21 protein-coding genes are annotated in these 23,333 nt (G+C 59.9%); 10 read left to right on the top strand and 11 right to left on the bottom strand.

Annotation, left to right across the window (positions count from 1 at the left end):
* Nucleotides 1-67: 67 nt before the first annotated feature.
* Nucleotides 68-1,078 carry an AraC family transcriptional regulator gene (locus Q7T36_RS06120; protein WP_304845191.1) on the top strand — a complete coding sequence of 337 codons (1,011 nt, stop codon included), beginning with the start codon at nucleotides 68-70 and terminating at the stop codon, nucleotides 1,076-1,078.
* On the opposite strand, the gene Q7T36_RS06115 is transcribed toward Q7T36_RS06120, so the two are convergent.
* Both Q7T36_RS06115 and waaA read right to left on the bottom strand, forming a co-directional pair.
* Nucleotides 1,075-1,785 carry a 16S rRNA (uracil(1498)-N(3))-methyltransferase gene (locus Q7T36_RS06115; protein ID WP_304845188.1) on the bottom strand — a complete coding sequence of 237 codons (711 nt, stop codon included), beginning with the start codon at nucleotides 1,783-1,785 and terminating at the stop codon, nucleotides 1,075-1,077. The two genes, Q7T36_RS06120 and Q7T36_RS06115, sit on opposite strands and share 4 nt — an antisense overlap.
* The gene (waaA, locus tag Q7T36_RS06110; RefSeq protein ID WP_304845185.1) at nucleotides 1,782-3,062 is read right to left on the bottom strand and encodes a lipid IV(A) 3-deoxy-D-manno-octulosonic acid transferase; all 1,281 of its coding nucleotides are present in this window, start codon (nucleotides 3,060-3,062) and stop codon (nucleotides 1,782-1,784) included. The genes Q7T36_RS06115 and waaA overlap by 4 nt, the downstream gene beginning before the upstream one ends.
* A 105-nt stretch (nucleotides 3,063-3,167) precedes the next feature.
* Here waaA and Q7T36_RS06105 point away from each other — a divergent pair, with 105 nt between their 5' ends.
* The 4 genes from Q7T36_RS06105 (at nucleotide 3,168) to Q7T36_RS06090 (ending at nucleotide 7,141) form a co-directional block, all read left to right on the top strand.
* Nucleotides 3,168-4,361 carry an FAD-dependent oxidoreductase gene (locus Q7T36_RS06105; protein ID WP_304845182.1) on the top strand — a complete coding sequence of 398 codons (1,194 nt, stop codon included), beginning with the start codon at nucleotides 3,168-3,170 and terminating at the stop codon, nucleotides 4,359-4,361.
* A gap of 52 nt (nucleotides 4,362-4,413) precedes the next feature.
* Nucleotides 4,414-4,938: a hypothetical protein gene (locus tag Q7T36_RS06100; RefSeq protein WP_304845179.1), complete on the top strand. Its 525-nt coding sequence runs from the start codon at nucleotides 4,414-4,416 to the stop codon at nucleotides 4,936-4,938.
* Between the two features lie 101 nt (nucleotides 4,939-5,039).
* Complete coding sequence (gene lpxL, locus Q7T36_RS06095) at nucleotides 5,040-6,026, top strand: LpxL/LpxP family Kdo(2)-lipid IV(A) lauroyl/palmitoleoyl acyltransferase (protein ID WP_304845176.1); 987 nt, start codon at nucleotides 5,040-5,042, stop codon at nucleotides 6,024-6,026.
* Nucleotides 6,027-6,031: 5 nt separating this feature from the next.
* A complete protein-coding gene (locus tag Q7T36_RS06090) occupies nucleotides 6,032-7,141 on the top strand; it encodes a glycosyltransferase family 4 protein (RefSeq protein ID WP_304846559.1) in 1,110 nt (369 codons plus the stop codon).
* A 232-nt stretch (nucleotides 7,142-7,373) separates the two neighbouring features.
* Here Q7T36_RS06090 and Q7T36_RS06085 read toward each other — a convergent pair whose 3' ends face one another.
* Nucleotides 7,374-8,084, bottom strand: a complete 711-nt coding sequence (locus tag Q7T36_RS06085) for an NAD(P)H-dependent oxidoreductase (protein ID WP_304845173.1) — start codon at nucleotides 8,082-8,084, stop codon at nucleotides 7,374-7,376.
* A gap of 170 nt (nucleotides 8,085-8,254) precedes the next feature.
* Here Q7T36_RS06085 and Q7T36_RS06080 point away from each other — a divergent pair, with 170 nt between their 5' ends.
* From Q7T36_RS06080 to Q7T36_RS06065, 4 genes are all read left to right on the top strand, one after another.
* Nucleotides 8,255-9,130, top strand: coding sequence for a crotonase/enoyl-CoA hydratase family protein (locus tag Q7T36_RS06080; protein ID WP_304845170.1), 876 nt, complete (start codon nucleotides 8,255-8,257; stop codon nucleotides 9,128-9,130).
* 129 nt (nucleotides 9,131-9,259) lie between these two features.
* Nucleotides 9,260-10,249, top strand: a complete 990-nt coding sequence (locus Q7T36_RS06075) for a hypothetical protein (protein WP_304845167.1) — start codon at nucleotides 9,260-9,262, stop codon at nucleotides 10,247-10,249.
* Nucleotides 10,250-10,380: 131 nt separating this feature from the next.
* A complete protein-coding gene (locus Q7T36_RS06070; protein WP_304845164.1) occupies nucleotides 10,381-11,718 on the top strand; it encodes a deoxyguanosinetriphosphate triphosphohydrolase in 1,338 nt (445 codons plus the stop codon).
* Between the two features lie 106 nt (nucleotides 11,719-11,824).
* Nucleotides 11,825-12,187 carry a PleD family two-component system response regulator gene (locus tag Q7T36_RS06065; protein ID WP_304845162.1) on the top strand — a complete coding sequence of 121 codons (363 nt, stop codon included), beginning with the start codon at nucleotides 11,825-11,827 and terminating at the stop codon, nucleotides 12,185-12,187.
* Here the strand turns inward: Q7T36_RS06065 and Q7T36_RS06060 are convergent.
* From Q7T36_RS06060 to Q7T36_RS06045, 4 genes are all read right to left on the bottom strand, one after another.
* Entirely contained in the window at nucleotides 12,179-13,120 is a 942-nt protein-coding gene (locus Q7T36_RS06060; protein WP_304845159.1) for a Nudix family hydrolase, read from the bottom strand. The two genes, Q7T36_RS06065 and Q7T36_RS06060, sit on opposite strands and share 9 nt — an antisense overlap.
* A 71-nt stretch (nucleotides 13,121-13,191) precedes the next feature.
* Entirely contained in the window at nucleotides 13,192-14,412 is a 1,221-nt protein-coding gene (argJ, locus tag Q7T36_RS06055; RefSeq protein WP_304845156.1) for a bifunctional glutamate N-acetyltransferase/amino-acid acetyltransferase ArgJ, read from the bottom strand.
* Between the two features lie 84 nt (nucleotides 14,413-14,496).
* Nucleotides 14,497-17,223: a preprotein translocase subunit SecA gene (gene secA, locus Q7T36_RS06050; protein WP_304845153.1), complete on the bottom strand. Its 2,727-nt coding sequence runs from the start codon at nucleotides 17,221-17,223 to the stop codon at nucleotides 14,497-14,499.
* A 202-nt stretch (nucleotides 17,224-17,425) separates the two neighbouring features.
* Entirely contained in the window at nucleotides 17,426-18,331 is a 906-nt protein-coding gene (locus Q7T36_RS06045) for a M23 family metallopeptidase (protein ID WP_304845151.1), read from the bottom strand.
* A 103-nt stretch (nucleotides 18,332-18,434) separates the two neighbouring features.
* Between Q7T36_RS06045 and Q7T36_RS06040 the strand changes: the two genes are divergently transcribed.
* On the top strand, nucleotides 18,435-18,887 hold the full coding sequence (locus tag Q7T36_RS06040; protein ID WP_304845148.1) for a DUF721 domain-containing protein: 453 nt from the start codon (nucleotides 18,435-18,437) through the stop codon (nucleotides 18,885-18,887).
* Nucleotides 18,888-18,929: 42 nt separating this feature from the next.
* On the opposite strand, the gene lpxC is transcribed toward Q7T36_RS06040, so the two are convergent.
* The 4 genes from lpxC to Q7T36_RS06020 form a co-directional block, all read right to left on the bottom strand.
* The gene (lpxC, locus tag Q7T36_RS06035; protein ID WP_304845145.1) at nucleotides 18,930-19,850 is read right to left on the bottom strand and encodes a UDP-3-O-acyl-N-acetylglucosamine deacetylase; all 921 of its coding nucleotides are present in this window, start codon (nucleotides 19,848-19,850) and stop codon (nucleotides 18,930-18,932) included.
* A gap of 143 nt (nucleotides 19,851-19,993) precedes the next feature.
* On the bottom strand, nucleotides 19,994-21,214 hold the full coding sequence (ftsZ, locus tag Q7T36_RS06030; RefSeq protein ID WP_304845141.1) for a cell division protein FtsZ: 1,221 nt from the start codon (nucleotides 21,212-21,214) through the stop codon (nucleotides 19,994-19,996).
* Between the two features lie 52 nt (nucleotides 21,215-21,266).
* Nucleotides 21,267-22,514 (bottom strand): cell division protein FtsA, encoded by a 1,248-nt coding sequence (ftsA, locus tag Q7T36_RS06025; protein ID WP_304845137.1) that lies wholly within the window; start codon nucleotides 22,512-22,514, stop codon nucleotides 21,267-21,269.
* A complete protein-coding gene (locus tag Q7T36_RS06020) occupies nucleotides 22,504-23,331 on the bottom strand; it encodes a cell division protein FtsQ/DivIB (protein WP_304845135.1) in 828 nt (275 codons plus the stop codon). Before Q7T36_RS06020 ends, ftsA begins: the two co-directional genes overlap by 11 nt.
* Nucleotides 23,332-23,333: the final 2 nt, after the last annotated feature.

Below are 23,333 nucleotides of genomic sequence, written 5' to 3'. Positions count from 1 at the left end.
CCCAAGGTGATGCCGTTATAATCAGGCCGATGCACTCCGCCCACAACAAAAATACAGCCTGGACACCATGCAAGAACTGCCATTTGTGCCGGTCATCTATCTGATCAAGCTGGTTGAGTTGATGGAAGAGGAAAACCTGCGTGTGGACTATGTGCTGCGCGAATGCGGCATCAACCCTTCTCTGCTGGCCCGGCCTGAAGTCTATCTGACCGTGCACCAGAGCCGCACCGTCATCCAGAAGTTCCTCGGCCTGACCTCGCTGCCGCATCCCGGTGTGCGCCTGGGCCTGCGTCTGGATTTGCTGACCCACGGTCTTTTCGGCTATGTCTTCCTGTTCCGGGGCCACTTCCGCGACCTGATCGACGACATCCTGGGCTACATGAAGGTGCGCTTGCCGCTGCTGCAACTCGGCATCCGGCATGAACCGGATTATTTCGCCATCACCATCGAGTTTCCGATCAAGTTTCCCGAGGTGGAGTCGTTCATGATCCAGACCTACCTCAGCAGTTTTTACAAGCTGGGCTCACTGGTGAGCCGTAATGTCAGCATCCATACCCGCGAAACACTGTTCGATTGTTCCCGCAGCCTGCAGGCGCTGCTGCCGGTGCCGATATCCACCGGCCACACCACCAATGAAATCCGCTTCTATGTCAATGAATCGCAACCTGCATCCGACCGCGCCAAACCGGTCACCGGCGGTGGGGACGAGGTGATGGATCTCCCAGACATCGTCGTCCGGTTGCGGCAATTCATTCTGAGTCACGCCAGTGAAGCCCTGTCAGCCGAAGACGCCGCCTCGCACTTGGGAATGAGCGTGCGCACCCTGCGCCGCCGGTTGTCGGAAGGCGGGGACAACTACCAGCAGATCCGTCTGGACGTGCGCATGAACACCGCGCTGCGCTACCTGCAAACCTCGAATATCAGCATTGAACGCATTGCCAATCTGGTGGGTTACAGCGACCAGGCCACGTTTTCGCGGGCATTTCTGAAATGGCATGGAGAGACGCCGGACACGGCGCGCAAGAAGACCCTGAAACAATACTTGAAGGGTGACGGGAACGAACCCGCCAAGGACTAGACGAACAACCGTGACAGTAGCGCCGTAACCGCTGTCTCCACCCGCAGGATGCGCGGCCCCAGATGCACCGGCTCAAATCCCTGACACACCAGCGAATCCACCTCATAGGGAATGAAGCCGCCTTCAGGCCCGATGGCCAGCGTCAGCGGCGCATTGACGGCGACCGGGCAGGCGCTCTCCCCGCCCGGATGCGCCACCAGACAGCGGCTGCCGGCGCTGATGCCGGGCAGCCTGTCCTCCACAAACGGCTTGAAGCGCTTTTCCAGCCACACTTCAGGCAGAACGGTATCGCGCCCCTGTTCCAGCCCCAGCACCAACTCCTCGCGGATGGCCTCCGAACGCAGGAAGGGACTGTCCCAGAAGCTCTTTTCCACCCGGTAACTGTTGAGCAGCACCAGCCGCTGCACCCCCAGCGTCGCCACCGTCTGCAGGATGCGCTTCAGCATTTTCGGACGCGGCAGGGCCAGCAGCAGCGTCACCGGCAATCGCGGGGGCGGCGGCATATTCAGCGACACTTCGAACAACAAACGATCCGGCTCGCGGACCAGCAACAGCCCCTCCCCCATCAGGCCGTTAACCTGTCCGAGGCGCAGGGTTTGACCCGGCTCCGCCTGCTGCACTTCCAGTACATGTTTCATCCGGCGGCCGCTGAGCGCTGCGCGTCCGTCCGGCAGAAAGTCCTCCGGCTCCAGCAGGATCAGGTTCATGCCGCCTCCGACTCCGACAGCAGGCGGCTGACCAGCGCCATATGGCGTGACAAAGCTCCGCGATTGGCTGCCACGACTGCGGCTCCGGCTGCCCCTGCCTGTTTCGCCTGCTCCGGATGCAACAGCCACTGGCTCAGGCAGGTCTCAATCCGGTCGGTATCCGCCGCCTGCACTAGCGCCCCGGCGGTGATCAGGATGTCGGTGATCTGCTGGAAATTGAACATCACCGGCCCGGTCACCACCGGCACCGACAGCGCCGCCGGCTCCAGCGGATTATGGCCGCCCACATCCACCAGCGAACCGCCGACAAAGGCGACATCGGCCAGCGCCAGCCACTGCAGCAACTCACCCATGCTGTCACCGAGGAATACCTGGGTATCCAATGCGACCGGCTGCTGCAAACTGCGGCGCACATAGCGCCAGCCCTGCTTCTGCAACAGGTCGGCAATGCGGTCGAAACGCTCGGGATGACGCGGCACCAGCACCAGCAGCAGATTCGGGAAACGCGCCTGCAGCCGACGGAAGATCTCCAGCACGGCCGCCTCTTCACCTTCATGGGTGCTGGCGGCCACCCACACCGGCCGCCCGGACAGCTGCCACTCCGCCTTCAGGGCCGTGGCGCGTTGTTCCAGCTCCGGCGGCAGGGCCAAATCAAACTTGAGGCTGCCAGTGACCGTGATCTTGTCCTGGGGCATCCCGAGTGAGGCAAACCGCTGCGCCGTCCCGGCATCCTGTGCCGCCAACGCGGTCAAGGCTTGCAACATGGGTTTCGTCAATCCGGCCACTTTGGCATAGCCACGCGCCGAGCGCTCTGACAAACGGGCGTTGGCCAGCAGCACCGGGATATGGCGTCGCTGCAATTCCGCCATCAGGTTCGGCCACAGTTCGGTTTCCATGACCACAAACAGGCGTGGTCGGACATGATCCAGAAAGGCGCTGACCGCCCAGGGGTAATCGTAGGGGAGATAACACCAGGCAATCCGGTTTCCCCACAAGGCGCGGCTGCGTTCCGCCCCGGTGGCAGTGGTGTTGGTGACCAGCAGCGGCAGCTCGGGATAATCCTGGAGCAACGCATTGACCAAAGGTTGCGAGGCCAGCGTTTCCCCCACCGACACGGCATGCACCACCAGCCCCCCGGCGGGCAATCCGGCTTGACGCCCAAAGCGATGACCTATGTTTTCACGGTAACCGGGAGACTTCCGTCCGCGCCAGAACAGGCGCAAGATCACGAACGGCAGCAGCAAATGCAGAACCAGGTTGTAAAACCAGCGTGTCATGTTGAGAAACCCGGCAAAGGAGGGCATGATTCTAGCCTGAACGCGATACCGGGGGATACCGGTGCGCCCTTCCTTCCTTTTCACAAGCCTGACCGAAACCCATTCATGGATACAGTGGCTGTAGATTGCCTGATTCTGGGAGGCGGCCTGAGCGGACTCTGGCTGCTGAACGTGCTGCGCCGCGCCGGTTACAGCACGCTGCTGATTCATGACGGCCGCGAACTGGGCGGCATCCAGTCACTGAACAGCGCGGGCATGATCCACGGCGGCCGTCGTGAACTCCCCGGCCTGACTCCGAAGGCTGAACATTTGCAGGACATGCCCGCGTTGTGGGAAAACTGCCTGCGCGGCAGCGGTGAACTGGATTTGCGGGATGTGCGCATCCTGGCCCCGGAGCAGCACCTGTGGTGTCCGGGCGACCTGCGCTCCCGCGCCAACCTGCTGTTGAATGCCCGGCTGAGTGTCGGCAAGGTGCGACATCTGGGCCGTGACCATTTTCCCTCCCTGCTGAAAAGCCCCGGCTTCACGGGGCACGTCTATGCGCTGGAGCAACCGGTGCTGGATGCGGTGTCCCTGCTGCGCGTGCTGGCCAAGCCGCATGCCGACTGCATCTATCAGGCCGACCAGCAGGATGTACATATCCAGACCGGCGACCTGCACTCCACCAAGGCCGTCTTCGTGCGCAAGGGCAAGGTGCAGCTGCGTATCCATCCGCGCCAGGTGTTCCTGGCGGCGGGTGCGGGCAATGCAGCCCTGTTGCAGGACATCGGCATCAACCGCCCGCTGATGCGCCGTCGCCCCATCCACATGGTCTGCGTGCAGCATGCGCAACTGCCGGACTTCTACGGCCATTGCCATGACCACGAGCGCCGCCCCCGCCTGACCATCACCACACATCCGTCCGGTTCCGGCAAGATGTGGTACATCGCGGGTGCCGTGGCTGAAGACGGCGTTGACCGTGATGAAACCCTGCAAATCCAGGCTGTCAAACACGAACTGCAAACGCTGCTGCCCTGGCAGAACCTGCACGGGGCGCGCTTCCGCAGTTTCCTGATTGACCGTATCTATCCGGCAGACAGCTCGCCCTGGCAACCGGTGCGGGCCTGTGTGCAGCCGTTCGGCAACAACTGGCTGGTGTGGCCGACACGGTTGGCGCTGGCCCCCAACGCCGGGCATCAGATTCTGGCGGGGTTGGCGCAGAAACAGGTTGCACCGTCGCTGCCCCAACCGGGTCCTTTGCCGATGGCGCAGCCGGTTCCGGGCAGGCCGCTTTGGGAAATGCTGCAAACCCAGGTTTGATTCCGGCTGATTATTGCTGAAGTTCCACACGGTTGTTTTCCGGAGTCACTGCATGTCATCCCCTTTTACCCTGCACTGGGGCCCCGTCACCGCTGTTACGCTGCCCGATGCCTCTTACGCGCCGGAGGGTTGTTGTCTGGTGGCGTTGTGGCCGGCGCCCGTCAATCCGGATGCCTGTTTTGAGGAAGCCGGATTTCGTGATTTCGGGGATAACGATGTGGTTTGGGATGAAAACGCCGGATTTTTGTTGCGTCGGCTGCTGGCCAAGCTTTCCCGTTGGGGCGAGGCGCGACTGTTAAGTCGGCCGTTGATGACAGCGGCTCCCTGGTATTGGCGGCCCTTCCGCCAACCCACGCCGCTGGCGCTGGTGGAGCAGGTTGAGTTGCCGATTCAGTGGGACTCCTTGTCGCGCTGCCATGTGGCGTTTGGGGATGGCGGTGTGGCTTTGCATGCGGGGGATGGGCATTGTTTATTCTGGTTAACGTTGCCTGAGGGGGAACCGGAGGGTTTTATCCGGGAGGTGGCGGAGGGGTGGCCGGTGGTGAGGACGGGGTTGAAGTGGGAGGTTTTGCTTTGACCCCTTAATGCTTGCCCCTCCCATACCCCGTCAACCGGGACATCCACGCGCCCCGGCCCCATGCTACTATTCCGCACCGTTTATATCGGCCTGACTGCCCCATGAACCCCAGCGCCTTCAGCCTGAAACTCTTGCACCCCAAATACTGGCCCGTCTGGCTGCTGGCCGTGCCGCTGCTGGTGCTGGCCGCCTGCCTGCCATGGCCGGTGCAGCAACGCATGGGCCGGGGATTGGGCTGGCTGGTGTGGCGCGTCATCGGCCAGCGCCGCCGCGACACCGAAACCAACATCGCCCTGTGCTTCCCGGAAAAATCCCCCCAGGAACAGGCGGACATGGTGCGCGACATCTTCCGCAACGCCGGTATCTCCATTTTCGAAACCGCCAACGCCTGGCTGCGCCCCATCGGTTATTACGACCGACGCGTCACCATCGAAGGGCTGGCGCACCTGCAACAGGCGCTGCAGCAAGGCCGGGGTGTGCTGCTGCTGGGCGCTCACTACAGCTTCGTGGATCTGTGCGGCCTGCTCGCCATGCGTTACTTTCCCATCGACACGGTTTACCGCCCGCAAAACAACGCCGCGCTGGAATGGCTGATTGTCCGCCTGCGCCGCCGCATCTACCAATACCAGATTGACCACGACAACATGCGGCTGCTGATTCGCGCCCTCAAGGAAAACCATGTCGTCTGGTACACACCCGATCAGGACTTCGGGCTGAAACAAGGTGTCTTCGCGCCGTTTTTCGGCGTCAACGCCGCCACCCTGACCTCACCGCGACGTTTGCAGAAGATCAACCGCTCGCCGGTGCTGTTTGTGCATTTCCGGCGCGCGGGGCTGGACGAGCGTTATGAAATGCTGATTACACCGCCGCTGGAAGATTTCCCCACGGAAGACATCACCGCTGACGCCACCCGCATCAACCAGGTGCTGGAAACGCTGATCCGCCGCAGCCCCACGCAATACATGTGGTATCACCGCCGCTTCAAGACGCGCCCGCCGGGTGAGACCATGCCCTACCCCCGCAAACGCCGCCACCTCAAGCAACTGGCCAAGGCTGAAGCCGCCCGCCGCAAGGAGCAAGACCAATGAGCCGACTGACCGTGGTGCAAACCCTGCCCGCCCTAGACTCCGGCGGTGTGGAGCGCGGCACCCTTGAAATCGCCCGGGCGCTGGTGGCCGCGGGTCACCGTTCGATTGTCATTTCACGGGGCGGGCGATTGGTCGGGCAACTGGAAGCTGAAGGCAGTGAGCACATCACCCTGCCGGTTGACCGCAAGTCGCTGACCACGCTGTTGCAGGTCGGGGCCTTCCGCAAACTGCTTGAAACCCTCAAGCCCGACATCCTGCACGCCCGCTCCCGCGTGCCGGCCTGGGTTGCCTGGCTGGCCTGGCGCAAGCTGCCGGCGGACAACCGGCCGCGATTTGTGACGACGGTGCACGGCTTGTACTCGGTCAGTTTCTACAGCGCCATCATGACCAAGGGGGAACGGGTCATTGCGGTTTCCGAAACCGTGCGCGACTACATCCGCAAGAACTATCCGCAATGCCCAGAAGACCATATCCAGCTGATTTACCGGGGTGTCAGCCCCGATGAATTCCCGCACGGCTACCAACCATCTCCGGACTGGTTGGCCAAGTGGCAGCAAGACTATCCGCAGTTGGCCGGGAAAGCCGTCCTGACCTTGCCCGGCCGCATCACGCGGCTGAAAGGACATGAGGCCTTCATCACTCTGATTGAAGCCCTGAAAGCCAAGGGTCTGCCCGTACATGGCCTTATTGTCGGCGGGGCGGAAGCCAAGAAAGAAGCCTACCTGCATGAGATCGAGGGGGCCGTTCGCGCACGTGGCCTGGGCAACGACATCACCTTCACCGGCCACCGCAGCGACATCCGGGATATCTTCAGCCAGAGCCACATCGCCTTCAGCCTCAGCAGCAAAGCCGAAACCTTCGGCCGCACCACTCTGGAAGCCCTCAGCATCGGCACGCCGGTCGTCGGCTGGAATCATGGCGGAGTGGGGGAAATTCTGGCCGCGTGTTATCCGCAGGGCGCCGTTGCCAAGGATGATGTGGACGGTTTGATTGTCGCCTGTGAAACGCTGGTCAGAGCGCCGGTGACCGTGCCGCCGGTGGAGAAATTCCGGCTGGATGATATGTGCGGACAAACCCTGGCGGTTTATGAGGAGTTAACCCAAGGCCTGGCCTAGCCGCCCGGCTGGCATACATTCACACTCCTGTCCGTTGCCACTGTTTGAGCCACACGCCCTTAAACAAAGCGAGAAATCGCACCGCTTAGACAGCGAACCGCGGGCCCGCGAGTTTGGTGCAGGAAAACGGTTTTGGTTACTTTTGCCAAGACATGAGGCGGGAAACTGCGAAGCACTGCTTCGCCCCGCCGCAAGAAGGCCCGCGGCAGGCGGACGCCCTCACTAGAAACCCTTACACCTTCGGCAAGGGATACAATCTGGCATCAAACTCCTCCATCTTGGGAAACCGCAACGGCTGCAACTCATCCAGTTTGCCCAGATATGCCTTGTAATCCTCCAGAATCCGGGCCCGCGCTTCCGGCTTCAAATACGGAATGTGATAGCCGATGAACGGCGGCAGCACCGTCATCCCCGTATAAGCCAGCGTACCCCGCAACAACGGCCGCAGCATCCCGTCCACCAGTTCCCCGTGAATCGCCTCCGGCCCGAACATATGATCACGGCCGCCCAGTGTCAGTGTCACCAACGCCTTCTTGCCCTTCAAACCACCCTGGTCATAAAAACGCATACCGCCATAGCAAAGCCCGGACACGAACACCCGGTCAAACCAGCCCTTCATGATTGCGGGCATCGAGAACCAGAACAGCGGGAAATTGAAGATCACCAGATCGGCCTTCTTCAGCTTCTCGATCTCGGCGGCAATATCCGGCGCAATGGAGCCGGACTCATAACCATACCGTTGTTCCAGCGCATATGTCATGTAGTCCGGATTCTTGCGACTGTCGAAATCCGCATCGGAAGCCACCGGGTTCCAGTTCATGGCATACAAATCAGAAACTTCAACCGTATGCCCGGCGGCCGTCAGTTCCTGCACCGCCAGAGACTTGAGCGCGGTGTTGAAGGATTGGGGTTCGGGATGGGCGTGGACAATCAGGACATTCATGGATTCGGCTCGATGATGACATTGAATAATGGCAGGGATTTGACCATAAATAATTCTGTCCGACAATCACCAACAAAAAGACCTTGCGTCCAGCTCCAAAAGCCATTTCCTGACGCCGCCAACAATGCTAAACAGAAACACCGATTTTTCCAGCCCGAGACAAGCAAATCATGGACTACCAGACGCTGCGCTACGAAGTCGCCGACCGCATCCTCACCCTGACCCTCAACCGCCCGGACCAGCTCAACAGCTTCACCGTGGAGATGGCCAACGAACTGGAGCATGCCTTCCGCCGTGCCAGCGAGGATGATGACGTCGGGGCCATTGTTGTCACCGGCGCCGGTCGCGCCTTCTGCGCCGGCATGGACCTCAGCAAGCCGGGCAATGTCTTCGGGCTGGATGAAAGCCAGCGCCCCACCATCAACGACATGCACACCCGCCTCGACAATCCCGCCATTCATGACGGCGTGCGTGACACCGGCGGCCGCGTCACACTGGCCATCTTCGACTGCAAGAAACCGGTCATCGGCGCCATCAACGGCGCGGCAGTCGGCATCGGCGCCACCATGACGCTGGCCATGGACATCCGCCTCGCCTCCGAGAAGGCCCGTATCGGCTTTGTCTTCGGCAAGATCGGCGTAGTGCCAGAGGCGTGTTCCAGCTGGTTCCTGCCGCGCATTGTCGGCATCCAGCAGGCGCTGGAATGGGTGTACAGCGGTGAAATCCTGGATGCGCAGGAAGTCTTGCGCGGCAAGCTGGTAAAGGCGGTGCTGCCGCCGGAGCAACTGCTGCCGGAAGCCTATGCCCTGGCCCGCAAGTTCATCCAGAACCGTTCGCCAGTGGCCATCGCCTTCGCCCGGCAGATGATGTACCGCAATTCGGCCCAATCACATCCGATTGAGGCACACCGCATCGACTCGCTGGCCATGTTCTACACCAGCCTCGGCGACGGCAAGGAAGGTGTGCAATCCTTCCTGGAAAAGCGCGATCCGCAATACACCGGCAAGGCCAGTGAGATGCCGCCGGTTTATCCGTGGTGGAAGTAGGCAATACGGTTATTGCCTGGCGCTAAGCCAGCGACAATAACCATACTTAAGCTGTGCTTAATAAACACATAAGAAGCACTTAAGGTGGCGCTCCTATGATGAAGGCTCACCTCACTTGAGTTAGCCGCCATGAACCTTATAAAAATCACAACCCTGCTCCCCCTGCTTGTCATCGGATTGACCGCATGCAATGGCGGTGGGAGCTCAAGCCCCTCCAACAACGCGGTTGCCGCTCCGGCAGCCACCGGCCGGATCAGCGGCACGGTTCCCGGCACGGTCATTGAGGCTTATGCCGACAATGGCCAGAAATACACCGTCAACTCCACCAACAACGGCACCGCCCGGCATCCGTTCAGCCTGGACCTGCCCTCGGGCATGGGTTACCGCCTGGTCATGATTACCAACGAAGGCACTGCAGACGAGGTGGTCACCCCTATCGGCTTCCTGGACTCCACCGGAGCCACCCAAACCCGCCTGCAATTCCAGCCCGGCGTCGTGGTTGATCTGGGCAACATCCCGCTGGCCATGAGCCGCAATGCCGCCGCCGCTGACGACCTGAACAACGACGGCGTGCTGGACGCTCCGCTGGTGCTGGATCATGCCGGAGCGAACAATCCGCTGACCAAAACCGATGCTGATGGCGATGGCGTCATGGATTACAGCGATCAGGATCACGGCAGCTATGCCTATGCCAACGGGATCAACGACCCGCAGGATACCGACCATGACGGCGTTCCGAACCTGTATGAGGACAGCGACAACGACGGCCAGATCAACAAGGTCGACACGGATATTGACGGCGACGGCGTACTCAACGCTGATGACACCGACAGCAATGGCGACAGCGATCACGACGGCCTGCCCAATGTCATTGATGCTGATTCCGCCACCCGGATTGCGTTCGACAACAATCGCGACGGCTATCTGGATGACGACCTGAACCATGACGGCTTTCATGACGATGACAGCAATCGGGACGGCTTGCATGACGACGACCTCAACAAGGATGGTTATCACGATGACGACGGTAATCGCGACGGCCTCCATGACGACGACGTCAACAAGGACGGTTTTCATGACGACGACCTGAACCATGACGGGGAACACGACAACCACTGATTGCCCCTGCACAGGAAGCCCCCCGCTCATCAGGGGGCTTCCTGTGTGCTTTCCGCCACACACATCCCTTGCACGCGCCGTAAAAATCCCCAGAATAGACGCTACTCCCTTTTCTACGGATTTTTCTCGCCATGCGCATGTCGTGGGAACGCCTGCTTAACCCCGCCCGCCTCGGCAGCCGCAAGGCCCACGAAGAAACCGCCCGCAGTCCCTTCCACAAGGACTATGACCGCATCGTCTTCTCGGGCGCATTCCGGCAACTGAACCGCAAGACACAAGTCCACCCGCTGTCACTGCACGACACCGTCCACACCCGCCTTACCCACAGCCTGGAAGTTTCCTGCGTTGGCCGCAGCATGGGCATGCTGGCGGCGGAAAAGATCCGTGATGACCTTCCTGCCTGGGTCAGTCCGGCTGACATGGGGGCCATCATCCAGGCGGCCTGCCTCGCGCATGACATCGGCAACCCGCCTTTCGGCCATGCCGGGGAATACGCCATCCGTGACTGGTTCCTGCACCCGGCGCAATCTTCCCTGATTGCCTGGCTGCCCCCGGCGCAGGCGGCCGATCTCTGCCAGTTTGAGGGCAACGCCCAGGGGCTGCGCATCCTTACCCAACTGGAATACCACCCCGGTCAGGGCGGCATGCGCCTGACCTATGCCACACTGGGCGCATACCTGAAATACCCGTGGTTGTCGCAACCGCTGGCGGGCGGTGTGGCCAGCCACAAGCGCGCCAAGTTCGGTTGTTACCACACCGAAAAACAGATTCTGGCCACCATTGCCGGGCAACTGGGATTGATTCCGCAAGGCGAATACCGCTGGTGCCGCCATCCGCTGGCCTATCTGATGGAAGCCGCCGATGACATTTGCTACACCCTGATCGATCTTGAAGACGGCATCACGCTGGGCATGCTCCGTTACGAAGAAGTGGAGCCGCTGTTTCTGCAACTGCTGGACGACCTGCCGTCGCCGCCGGAATTGCGCCAACCCGGCGCCCAGCCCCAGAAAATCGCCGCACTGCGCGGCAAGGCCATCGAAAAACTGGTCAATGCCGTTACCGATGCCTTCGCCACCCATCAGGATCTGCTGCTGGAAGGACGGCTGGAAGGCAGCCTGCTGGATTACTGCTCACCGGCATTGTCTGAAGGCATTCACACCGCGAAACAACTGGCCCGGGAACGCATCTTCAATCACCCGCAAAAGGCGCAACTGGAGCTGGCGGCCTATGCCAGCCTGCACTCGCTGCTCGATTCCTTTTCCGAACTGGTCTCCTCCGCCTTCCGCCGGCAGCCGCTGTCATTCAAGCAACAACGCCTGCAGCAACTGCTGGGCGGGCACTCGCTGGAGCACGACGACCTGTATCTGGGACTGATGCACATGCTGGATTTTATCTCCAGCCTGTCCGACCACCATGCACTGACGCTGTCACAAAGCCTCCAGGGCATGCAAAGCGCCGCAAGCGGCTGATAATTGCGGTTATTTTTTGGATTGCGCCATTGAGAAATTGTTCAGGGATTACTAATATGAACCGGTAAGAATAATAATTTTTTCTGCGGCTCCCAACGAGGCAAACATGGCAAACGTCCTGATTATTGACGACTCCCCCACGGAACAGGTTGGCCTGAGCCAGATGCTCCATAAACACGGTCATAGCTGCACTTTTGCCAGCACTGGCGCGGCCGGCATCAACGCCGCCAAAGCCGGCAAACCGGATGTGATCCTGATGGATGTGGTGATGCCGGACACCAACGGCTATCAGGCCACCCGCAAGATCAGCACCGACCCTGAAACCAAGCACATTCCCATCATCATCGTCAGCACCAAGAGCCAACCCACCGACCGGGTCTGGGGCTTGCGTCAGGGCGCCAAGGAATATCTGAGCAAGCCGGTTGAAGAGGCAGCTCTGATGGCTGCCCTTGAGTCGGTTTTAAAATAAGCCGCTGATACCGGCAACCCCTTGCGCACCATGATGGTGGGCAAGGGGAAGATCCTGACGCTGCATACCGCCCAAGGCGTAAACCGGCAGCCCGGATCCTTTCGCCAACTTTTCCCAGACCTCCCAGCCCATCCCCGGCATCCCCGGATGCGACCGCGTTTCCCGAACCGGTGACAAGGTCACCAAGTCCGCACCCAGCCGCCACGCCTTGTCCAGCTCTTCAGTCCCATGGGTTGAACAGGACAAGTATTGCTGCGCGGATAAACCGGCTTCATCCCGACACCAGCCGTCCGGCAGCGCCCGCAGGTCAGAAGCCGTCAGGTGTATGCCATGCACCCGTGCAGCCAGCGCTAACGATGAAAACCCGTGCAGCATCAGCCTGACGTCCTTTTCCCGGCACAAGTCAGTGATTTCGGCGGCCAGCGCGGCATACGCCTCCGGCGACAAGGATCTGGCCCGTAACAGCCACCATTCACCGGCGGCCAGTCGCGGCGTCATCCAGGCGGCCAAGTCACCCACGTCCGCCGGGTCAGGGGTAATCCGGTAAACCTCCGGCAACACGGCTGCTTTCAGAATCGGGGTGTTCGCCGCCGGAAAATCGTAGTCGCGCAGTTGTTCCGCTTGCACCCACGCCACCGGCTGGCCTTCGGCCCCGTGCGCCTGGCCGTCAAATGCCGTAACGCGCCAGACCTCCAGACGCACTGACTTGTCGGGATAGTGATGCTCCACCGTCAGCAACGGCCGGAACTCCGTCGGGGTGATGCCCAACTCCTCCTGCAATTCACGGATCAAGGCGTGCCCGGCGGACTCGCCTTCCTCAATCTTGCCGCCAGGAAATTCCCACAGTCCGCCCTGATGCTTGTGCAACGGGCGGCGGGCAATCAGGATCTCTCCCTGCGGGTTGTGGATAACGGCGGCAACGACTCTTAACATGACGAATTCCTGCAAGCACAAAACAAAACTCCCGCCTGAGCGGGAGTTGTCAACTCATAACCGTGACCGGATCAGGAGCGGTAATCCGCATTGATCTTCACGTAATCATACGAGAAATCACAAGTCCAGACCGTATCCACCGCCTCACCGCGACCCAGCACGATGCGAATGGTGATTTCGGCCTGCTTCATCACCGCCGCACCCAGCTCCTCCCGATAACTCGCCGCCGCACCGCCGTTTTCACAGATGCAGACATCATCCAGATAGACATTGATCTTGCTGACATCCAGCTCAGGCACCCCGGAACGGCCAATAGCGGCCAGAATGCGGCCCCAGTTAGGATCGGATGCAAAGAATGCGGTCTTGATCAACGGCGAATGCGCCACGGCATAGGCCACATCACAGCATTCCTGGGTATTGCCGCCGCCTTCCACCCGCACTGTCATGAACTTGGTGGCGCCCTCGCCGTCCCGCACAATCAATTGCGCCAGACGCAGCAATACCCGCGTCAGTGCTGCGTGGAACGCCTCGTACAAGGCGCCGCTGCGAACGGCCAAGGGTGCATTACCGGCAGCGCCGGTAGCCACCAGCACACAGGCGTCGTTGGTGGAGGTATCACCGTCAATGGTCACGCGGTTGAAGGACATTTCCGTCACTTCGCGCAGCAGTTGCTGCAGCAAACCGCGCTCTACCGCCACATCCGTCGCCACAAAGCCCAGCATGGTCGCCATGTTCGGGCGAATCATGCCTGCCCCCTTGGAAATACCGGTCAGGGTGTAAGTGACACCATCCACCGTAAACTGCTCGGACGCGCCTTTGGGCAGCGTATCGGTGGTCATGATGCCGGTGGCCGCTGCGGGCCAGTTATCGGCCTGCAATGCAGCCAGCGCGCCGGGCAGCCCGGCTTCCAGCTTGGCAATCGGCAATTGCTCGCCTATCACGCCGGTGGAGAACGGCAGCACGGCTTCGGCAGCCACATTCGCCAGTTCGCCCAGGGCGGCGCAACTGCGCAAGGCGCTGCTCATCCCGATGGGACCGGTTCCGGCGTTGGCGTTGCCGGTATTGATCACCAGATAACGGGTCCTGGCAGCCGCCAGGTTCTGGCGCGCCACCTGGACAGGGGCGGCGCAAAAGGCATTGGTGGTAAAAACGGCGGCCGTTTCCGCGCCTTCGGCAATCTCAAAAACCACCAGGTCACGACGGTTCTTGTAGCGGATATAAGCTTCGGTAATCCCGATACGCACCCCGTTCACCGGATGCATGACCGGCATGGTCAAATCGCCAACAGCCATGATGACTTCCTCTCCTGGATAGAATGACAGAAGGCCACCACCGGCAAGCCGGTGGTGGCCCAAGGGGTTACCGCTGGCACGAACTCAGGCGATCTGGCCGTGGCAGTGCTTGAACTTCTTGCCGGAGCCGCAAGGACAGGGATCGTTACGGCCGACCCGTGCATCGGCGTAGGGGTTGGAGGCGCTGGGCTCCTCGGCCGGCTGGATCGGCAGATTGCCGTCTTCATCGGGCATACCCGCGACTTGGGCATGCTCGAAGTGCATGTCGATACCGGCTGCCTCGGCGGCTTGCTGGGCTTCCATGGCCGCAATTTCTTCCTCGGTAGGAATGGTAATGCGCGCCAGGGTTTGCACAATCTCCAGATTCACGGCGCCCAACAGCGACTGGAACAACTGGAAGGCTTCCTTCTTGTACTCCTGCTCCGGGTTCTTCTGCGCATAACCCCGCAGGTGGATGCCCTGACGCAGGTAATCCATGGCCGCCAAATGCTCCTTCCAGTGACGATCCAGAATTTGCAACAGCAGTTGCTTCTCGATGGAATCCGCCACCTCGTCACCCATGCGGGCGCGACGTTCACGATAGTGTTCCTTGGAGGCCACGGCAATCCGCTGGCGCAAGCCAGTTTCTTCCAGGCGGGAGTCCTCCTTGAGCCAGACGGAAATCGGGAGATCCAGCCCAAAATCAGCCTTCAGGTTCTGTTCCAGACCGGGAATATCCCACTGGTCTTCAATGCTCTGCGGTGGAATGAACTCGGTGATCAGCGTGTTCATCACTTCTTCGTGCAGGTATTCCATGTAATCGATCAGGGTGGTCGAAGACAGGATATCGTTGCGCTGGCCGTAGATGGCGCGACGCTGCTCGTTGGCGACATCATCATACTTAAGCAAATTTTTGCGGATGTCGAAGTTGCGGGACTCCACCTTGCGCTGGGCATTTTCAATGGAACGGGTCACCCAGCGGTGCTCGATGGCCTCGCCACGCTGCATGCCCAGGGAACGCATCATGTTGCGCACGCGGTCGCTGGCGAAAATACGCATCAAGTCATCTTCCAGCGACAGGTAAAAACGGCTGACGCCGGGATCGCCCTGACGGCCGGAACGGCCGCGCAACTGGTTGTCGATACGACGCGATTCGTGGCGTTCGGTGCCTATAATGTGCAGGCCGCCCGATTCAAGCACCTGGGCATGGTTAGCCACCCATTCCGCCTTCAGGGCTTCGATTTGTGACTGGCTGGGATTGTCCAGCTTGGCGGCTTCGGACTTCCAGTTGCCGCCCAGCACGATGTCCGTACCACGACCGGCCATGTTGGTGGCGATGGTCACGGTGCCGGGTCGACCGGCCTGGGCAATGATTTCGGCTTCCTGAGCGTGGAACTTGGCGTTCAGCACGCGGTGTTCAATCTTTTCCTGCGTCAACAGCTGCGACAGGTATTCGCTGGCCTCAATGGTTGCCGTACCCACCAGCACCGGCGCCTTCTTGTCCTGGCAGGCCTTGATGTCGGTGATGATCGCGTCGAACTTCTCGTCCTTGCTCAGGTACACCAAGTCTTCCAGATCCTTGCGGATCATGGGCTTGTGCGTGGGAATCACCACCACGTCCAGACCGTAGATCTGGCGGAATTCCGGGGCTTCGGTATCGGCGGTGCCGGTCATCCCGGACAGCTTCTTGTAGAGGCGGAAATAGTTCTGGAACGTTGTGGTGGCCAGCGTCTGGTTTTCGTTCTGGATTTCCACGCGCTCCTTGGCCTCAATGGCCTGGTGCAGGCCTTCGGACCAGCGGCGGCCCGGCATGGTGCGGCCGGTGTGCTCGTCAACAATAATGACTTCGTCGTTCTGCACAATGTAATGCACATCGCGCTGGAACAGGTGATGCGCCTTCAGCGCTGCCAGCACATGGTGCAGCAGCGCCAGCTTGCTGGCGGAGTACAGGCTTTCACCCTCGCCCAGCAGGCCCAGGGCCCCCAACAGTTGCTCCACGTTTTCGTAGCCGCTTTCCGTCAGTTCGATCTGGCGGTGCTTTTCATCAAGCCAGAAATCAGAACCGTCCGGAACCTTTTCCTCTTTCTGGCGGGTCAGCTTCGGCGCAATGGTGTTCACCATCTCGTACAGGCGCGACGAGCCTTCGCTGGCTCCGGAAATAATCAACGGCGTCCGCGCTTCATCAATCAGGATCGAGTCCACTTCGTCGATGATGGCGAAGGTGAGACCGCGCTGGTACTTGTCTTCCAGGCGGAAGGCCATGTTGTCGCGCAGGTAGTCAAAACCGAATTCGTTGTTGGTGCCGTAAGTAATGTCGGCATTATAGGCCTGATGCTTTTCGTCGGAGGGCTGCATGGAGCGGATGACGCCCACCGCCAGTCCCAGGAACTCGAACAGCGGGCGGTTCAGCTCGGCGTCACGCTGGGCCAGATAATCATTGACCGTAATCACGTGCACGCCGTCGCCAGACAGGGCGTTCAGGTAACACGGCAGGGTCGCCATCAGCGTCTTGCCTTCCCCGGTGCGCATTTCGGCAATGCGACCTTCATGCAGGGTCATGCCGCCAATCAACTGCACATCAAAGTGACGCATGCCCATGACGCGGAGCGATGCCTCGCGACAAACAGCAAAGGCCTCCGGCAGCAACTGGTCCAGGGTCTCCCCTTTCTGGTAACGCTCGCGGAAATCAATCGTCTTGGCGGACAACGCCGCATCGTCCAGAGCCTGCAAGCCTGCTTCCAGCGCATTGATCGTTTCGACGACCTTCTGCATGCGCTTCAGTTCCCGCTCGTTTTTCGTTCCAAAAATTCCGCTTAAAAGGCGTGAAAACATAAAAGCCACTCAATCTATCAATAAGGCAGGCAGTGCGAATCTTGCTGTTGTGGGGACACTAGCGGCACTTTACAAGCCCCGGATGCGGGACCGGCCAAAACGAGGGGCATTCTACCCTGAATCGGGCTGGGGAAAAAATGGGGATGGACAAAACACCACACAAAGACGGCGGAACAGGGCTGTTCCGCCAGGCTTGACGACGTTATTTCTTCAGGGCGAGATGGACAAAGGTGGCGGGATCTATCTGGCGATTGCCGAGCAAGACTTCGTAATGAAGGTGGGTGCCGGTGGAGCGGCCGGTGCTGCCCATATAGGCGATCAACTGGTCACGCGCCACGCGGTCGCCAACCTTGGCCGCCAGACTGCGGGCATGGGCGTAGCGGGTGACATAGCCGTTGCCATGATCGACTTCCACTACATTGCCATAACCACTCTTTTGTCCGGCAAAAATCACGACACCGGCGGCAACACTGTAAATATCGGAGCCTTCCTGACCCGAGAAATCCATACCGGCATGGAACGCAGCCCGACCGGTAAACGGGTCATGACGATACCCGTAGGTTGAGGTGATTGCGCCCTGGCGCACCGGCAAATTGCCCAGCAACTGCCGTCCGTCCTGCTGCCGCTTGCCGGCCAGCACGCTGTCCAGCGCTTCCAACTGGGTCTCACGCAAATCAATTTCACGACCTAGTTCCTGCAGCCGCAGTTGCAAATCCGGTTGTTGGCCCAATACGGTCAAATCCTGGAGCAACGGACCACCGGAAGGACCCTTGCTGTCAAAACGGAATTCCCCTTCCTTGAGGTTGGCGGACTCCGCCAGGTGTTGACCCAAGGCATCCAGCCGCATCATGCGCGCCTGCAATTCGGCAATACGGGCATTCATGGCCTTCAATTGCTGCTCATTGGTGACCGGAAGCGTGAGGGGCTGGGTTGTCCGGACCGCGATAGCGGCGGCTTCCGGCTTGTTGGCGCCAACGGCATAACCGATTGCGCCGCCAATCAGGCACAAAAACGCCAATACACCCAAATAAGTCACCAGTGTGGCGGGCGTGAGCCGCAGGGTCATCGGCTTGATAGCGCGATATCGACGCCAGGATGGAAATTTCACGGTGCGTGATCTCCTACTGATTGCATGGCTGCTGACAGAACAACTTGCCTGTCAACACTTGGCAGAGTAGCCTTTCACAAGACTTACCACCGGGAGGACTGCGATGCGATATGGTCGTGCTGCCAGCAGCGCAGAGCTTTTCAGCTCACCCTTACTGCGGCAACTGCATGCGCAGGCCTGTGTACTGGCCAGGCTCGACAAAATTGTCGCCGAGCGCCTGACCCTCCTGAAAAGCGCCTGCCGGGTTGCCGCCTACAAGGACGGAACGCTGACCTTAAGCACCAGCAACAGCGCCTTGGCAGGACAAATTCGTTATATGCAGGCCGGATTGCTGGGCAATTTGCGCCAATGCCCGGAATTCTCAGCCTTGCAACAAATCCGCGTCATTAATTGCGAACCCGCGCCGGTTAAAAAAACCGTACGGCAACCGTTGCCTCCCCTGTCGTTTTCCACGGGTAACCTGTTGCGCGAGGCGGCGGAACTGGTGGACGATGCGGAGCTTAGCGAAGCCTTTCGGCGTTTGGCAAGTCACGCGTCTGACAAACCGACAGAGTGACCAAGAGATTATGGCACAGCAAAAAGCGGATAAGCTGTTGAATTAATGGACATCCCGCGGCGGCTGGGCGGTAATGTAGGCGATAGGGGCGCTATTTTCGTCATCAAATGTGACAATTTCCCAAGCATCAGGCCGCTCCAGCAATGCTCTCAACAAGGCATTGTTGAGTCCATGGCCCGACTTGTAGCCCTTGTATTCACCAATGATGCCGTAGCCCAGCAGGTACAAATCACCAATGGCGTCCAGCATTTTGTGTCGGACGAACTCGTCTTCGTAGCGCAGGCCGTCGACATTCATCACGCCTTCATCGTTCAGGACAATGGCGTTTTCCATGCTGCCGCCACGCGCCAGGTTGCGGGACCACAGGTACTCAATATCACGCATGAAGCCGAAGGTCCGTGCACGGCTGACCTCCTTCACATACGCCGTGGTTGAAAAGTCAACGCAGGCGCTCTTGTGGTCTTCGTGAAAGGCGGGATGATCAAAATCAATGGTAAACGCAACACGAAAGCCGTTATAGGGCATGAAGGCAGCATATTTGTCACCCTCATGGACCTCGATCGGTTTGAGGATACGAACCAGTTTCTTTGGAGCGGTTTGCTCGATGATGCCGGCCGCTTGCAACAGGAACACAAAAGGACCGGCGCTTCCATCCATGATGGGGATTTCTGCCGCGCTGACTTCGATCACGGCATTATCAATTCCCAGCCCGGCCAGTGCGGACATCAGGTGCTCCACCGTCCCGATCTTGACCCCGTCACTCACCAGATTGGTGGACATCACGGTATCGTTCACCAGCAGCGCGTTGGCCGGGATCTCCACCGGAGGATCAATGTCCGTTCTCCGGAAGCGAATACCGGAATCAATACTGCCGGGCTTCAGGGTCAAATAGACCTTGTTGCCGCTATGCAGACCGATGCCGGTGGCGCGGATGGTGTTTTTCAGGGTTCGTTGACGAAGCATTGTGTCAAAATGTTTCAGGGCCAAATTGGCATAGTAACACTTCTCCGGCTTTCTGCAAGGATTGATTGCCCTTGCCCGGCGGCCTCACAAATGCAAAGGCGCCGGTGTTTCCACCAGCGCCTTTGGGTGTCTCCGAACCGTGATTACTGGTCGGAGTTCTGCTGGCGACGCAGGAAAGCCGGGACATTCAGCAATTCACTGCTCTTCGCGGCCGGTTTTGCCGCTGCAGCCGGCGCAGGTGCAGGCGGACGGCGGTTGATGGCAGGCTGCTCATAGTCATCATAAACCGGACGCGGGGCCGGTTGCGGCGTTACGGAGGGCGCCGCGCCGCCCATGACCGGGCGCGGGCGTGCGGTTGCAGCCGTTGCCTGGGCGCCGGCGGAGGCGCGCGGCGCCGTCTTGCTAAGGCCTGTCGCTACCACCGTGACCCGGATTTCATCGCCAAGATCCGGATCAAGGATGGTACCGATGACCACATGAGCCTCAGAAGACGTCAGATGGTTGACAATTTCACCCACCGTATTGAAGTCATCCAGTCCCAGGCTTTCGTTGGCGGCCACCGATACCAGCAATCCACGAGCGCCTTCCAGCTGGATGTCGTCCAGCAACGGGCTGTGAATGGCCAGTTCGGTAGCGATGCGGGCCCGGTCTTCACCCTTGGCGGAACCGGTTCCCATCATGGCCAGACCCTGCTCGGACATCACCGTACGCACGTCGGCGAAATCAACGTTGATGAGGCCGGGCCGGGTAATCATGTCCGAAATGCCCTGCACCGCGTTGAGCAGCACGTTGTTGGCGGCCTTGAACGCATCCAGCAACGACACCTTGCCAAGCACGGTCAGCAACTTGGCATTGGGAATGGTGATCAGCGAGTCGACATGCTGGGAAAGTTCATCAATGCCGTGTTCCGCCAGCTTCATGCGCTTGCCTTCAAACGGAAAGGGCTTGGTTACCACCCCGACGGTGAGGATGCCCATTTCCCGGGCCACTTCCGCCACCACCGGTGCACCGCCGGTGCCGGTGCCGCCGCCCATGCCGGCGGTAATGAACACCATATCGGCACCGTTCAATGCCTCACGGATCCGGTCACGATCCTCCAGAGCCGCCTGACGGCCAACCTCCGGCTGAGCGCCTGCGCCCAGACCGCGGGTCAACTCGCCCCCCAACTGCAACAACGTGGGCGCGCTCATTTTTTTCAATGCCTGCATGTCGGTATTGGCGCAGATGAACTGCACGCCCTTCAAACCCGAACGCACCATATGATCGACGGCATTGCCGCCGCCGCCGCCGATACCGAACACCTTGATCACAGCATTGCCGTTGAAGCTGTCGACGTGATCATCTGCCATCTGGAAAATACTCATTTTGTTACTCCTGCCCCGGAATTATCATGCCACGCCTGCCCCTGACTGCCGTTCAGAAATGCGTTTCAAGCCATTGACGCAATTTCTGGAACATACCCCCGTTTCCTGACGGATTGCGACGAGTAGGGAGCACCTCGCGCACTTCATGCAAGCGCTGCTTGCCATACATCAGGAGGCCCACGCCCGTGGCGTAGACCGGATTTTTGAGAATGTCGCCCATACCGCCCGACTTGACTCCGTTCGGGACGCCCACCCGCACCGGCATTGCCAGCACGGACTCCGCCAGGGCGGCCGCACCTTCAATCCGGGAGGCTCCGCCTGTCAGCACAATTCCCGCCCCCATGTAGCCCATGAGTCCGGCGTGAACCAGTTCTTCCTGAACCATGCGGAATATTTCTTCGTAACGAGCCTCAACCACCGAGGCCAGAAAATGCCGTTGCAACTTGCGCAGCGGCCGGTCACCCATGCCCGGAACGTTGATCATGTCTTCGCGATTGACAAGCCTGGCCTGGGCGCAGGCATGTTTCACCTTCAGATCTTCAGCTTCCTGGGTCGGGGTATGCAGGGTGATGGCGACATCATTGGTCACCTGATCCCCCGCCACCGGCAGAATAGCCGTGTGCCGCAACGCTCCATGGGCGTAGACGGCGATATCCGTGGTGCCCGCGCCGATATCGACCAGGCACACGCCCAATTGCTTCTCGTCGTCGGACAACACTGCATCCGCCGCCGCCAGCGGCTCCAGTACCACTTCATCTATTCCGATGCCGCAACCACGCACACACTTTTCCAGATTTTGCCACGCATTCAGCGAACAGGACACCAGATGATGATGCCCTTCCAGACGAACGCCGGACATGCCCAGCGGATTGCGCACATCTTCCTGATGATCGACGATGAATTCCTGCGGCAGCACGTGCAGGACCTTGTGATCCGGCATTACCGCCCCGGTTTTCGCCGCCTCCAGTACTCGATCAATATCGGACTGGGTCACCTCGCCGTTGGGAACAGCCACCACGCCATGCAGGTTGCGGCTGAGGATGTGCGAACCGGCGATGCCGACATAAACCGAATGGATGCTGCAGTCAGCCATGCTTTCGGCTTCACTGATAGCCGCCTGGATATCCTGGATAGTCTGGTCAATATTGACGACCATGCCGCGCTTCAAGCCCCGCGAGGCTTTTTTGCCGACACCGATTACTTCGAGCAGCCCGTCGGAGGATACCTGCGCAATCAGCGCCGCAACCTTCGATGTGCCGACATCAAGCGCCACGATCAGGTCTTGCTGGTTATCTGCCATCTTGCCTTGTCACCTGTTCCAGCTTTCTCAATTGATTGTTCACTACCGGGACCTCCATGCCTGCTTTCCAGGCCACAGCAAGTCCGTTCCGGTACCTCAGGTCCACGCGGGCGATGCGGTCCGCGTTGGGTTGGAGCTCTTTATCCCAAAGCCACAAAAATCGCTGCAGCTTGTCGTTGAACTGACGCTGGTCCAGAATCAGCTCCATGCCGGAGTTGAACTTGAGAAACCAGGTCATGCGTTCGGTCAGGTGCAACTCCACAACGTGCATCCCTGTCGGCCTGAAACGTTCGTTCAGGCTGCGGTATTGTTCCATGACAAATGCAGTCTTGCCTTCCGGCCCGAACAGCAACGGCAGTTCGCTGCCGGCAGCGCCAGGCTTGGGCTGGAAGATCTCGCCACGGGCGCTAAGGTAATTCTTTTCCCCCCAGCGCGCCACCGCCTTTTTTTCAATCACCCGCACCCGGATGCCGTCGGGCCAGCGACGCTGCACCGACATGCTTTCCACCCAGGGCGACGCAATGACGGCGTCACGGATGGCCATCAGATCGGTCCCGAAATAACTGCCTTTGACCACTGGCTTCAAACGAGCGGACAACTCATCACGATCAGCCGGACTGATGTCCCCTTCCACCTGGATAATCGCCAGCGGCGCTTTGCGGACCAACTCCGCATACAGGCCGACAAAGCCCCAGGCCAGCGCCATGAAACCGCATAACAACCAGATTACGCTGAAAAACCGACCGAGCATCAGCGCCGGTTTCCGGAACGACAGGTTCCGGAACAGGTTACGACCGGCGGGCGCTTGGGTTTGCATGT

This window comes from Fluviicoccus sp. (genome assembly GCF_030646115.1).
Classification (GTDB): domain Bacteria; phylum Pseudomonadota; class Gammaproteobacteria; order Pseudomonadales; family Moraxellaceae; genus Fluviicoccus.
The sequence above is the reverse complement of the archived record's forward strand: the minus strand, read 5'-3'. Positions and strand labels throughout refer to the sequence as shown.

Coding starts and splice junctions, on each gene's coding strand:
- Q7T36_RS06120 (WP_304845191.1), top strand. CDS start 68: ATGCAAGAACTGCCATTTGTGCCGGTCATCTATCTGATCAAGCTGGTT.
- Q7T36_RS06115 (WP_304845188.1), bottom strand. CDS start 1,785: ATGAACCTGATCCTGCTGGAGCCGGAGGACTTTCTGCCGGACGGACGC.
- waaA (WP_304845185.1), bottom strand. CDS start 3,062: ATGACACGCTGGTTTTACAACCTGGTTCTGCATTTGCTGCTGCCGTTC.
- Q7T36_RS06105 (WP_304845182.1), top strand. CDS start 3,168: ATGGATACAGTGGCTGTAGATTGCCTGATTCTGGGAGGCGGCCTGAGC.
- Q7T36_RS06100 (WP_304845179.1), top strand. CDS start 4,414: ATGTCATCCCCTTTTACCCTGCACTGGGGCCCCGTCACCGCTGTTACG.
- lpxL (WP_304845176.1), top strand. CDS start 5,040: ATGAACCCCAGCGCCTTCAGCCTGAAACTCTTGCACCCCAAATACTGG.
- Q7T36_RS06085 (WP_304845173.1), bottom strand. CDS start 8,084: ATGAATGTCCTGATTGTCCACGCCCATCCCGAACCCCAATCCTTCAAC.
- Q7T36_RS06080 (WP_304845170.1), top strand. CDS start 8,255: ATGGACTACCAGACGCTGCGCTACGAAGTCGCCGACCGCATCCTCACC.
- Q7T36_RS06075 (WP_304845167.1), top strand. CDS start 9,260: ATGAACCTTATAAAAATCACAACCCTGCTCCCCCTGCTTGTCATCGGA.
- Q7T36_RS06070 (WP_304845164.1), top strand. CDS start 10,381: ATGCGCATGTCGTGGGAACGCCTGCTTAACCCCGCCCGCCTCGGCAGC.
- Q7T36_RS06065 (WP_304845162.1), top strand. CDS start 11,825: ATGGCAAACGTCCTGATTATTGACGACTCCCCCACGGAACAGGTTGGC.
- Q7T36_RS06060 (WP_304845159.1), bottom strand. CDS start 13,120: ATGTTAAGAGTCGTTGCCGCCGTTATCCACAACCCGCAGGGAGAGATC.
- argJ (WP_304845156.1), bottom strand. CDS start 14,412: ATGGCTGTTGGCGATTTGACCATGCCGGTCATGCATCCGGTGAACGGG.
- secA (WP_304845153.1), bottom strand. CDS start 17,223: ATGTTTTCACGCCTTTTAAGCGGAATTTTTGGAACGAAAAACGAGCGG.
- Q7T36_RS06040 (WP_304845148.1), top strand. CDS start 18,435: ATGCGATATGGTCGTGCTGCCAGCAGCGCAGAGCTTTTCAGCTCACCC.
- lpxC (WP_304845145.1), bottom strand. CDS start 19,850: ATGCTTCGTCAACGAACCCTGAAAAACACCATCCGCGCCACCGGCATC.
- ftsZ (WP_304845141.1), bottom strand. CDS start 21,214: ATGAGTATTTTCCAGATGGCAGATGATCACGTCGACAGCTTCAACGGC.
- ftsA (WP_304845137.1), bottom strand. CDS start 22,514: ATGGCAGATAACCAGCAAGACCTGATCGTGGCGCTTGATGTCGGCACA.
- Q7T36_RS06020 (WP_304845135.1), bottom strand. CDS start 23,331: ATGCAAACCCAAGCGCCCGCCGGTCGTAACCTGTTCCGGAACCTGTCG.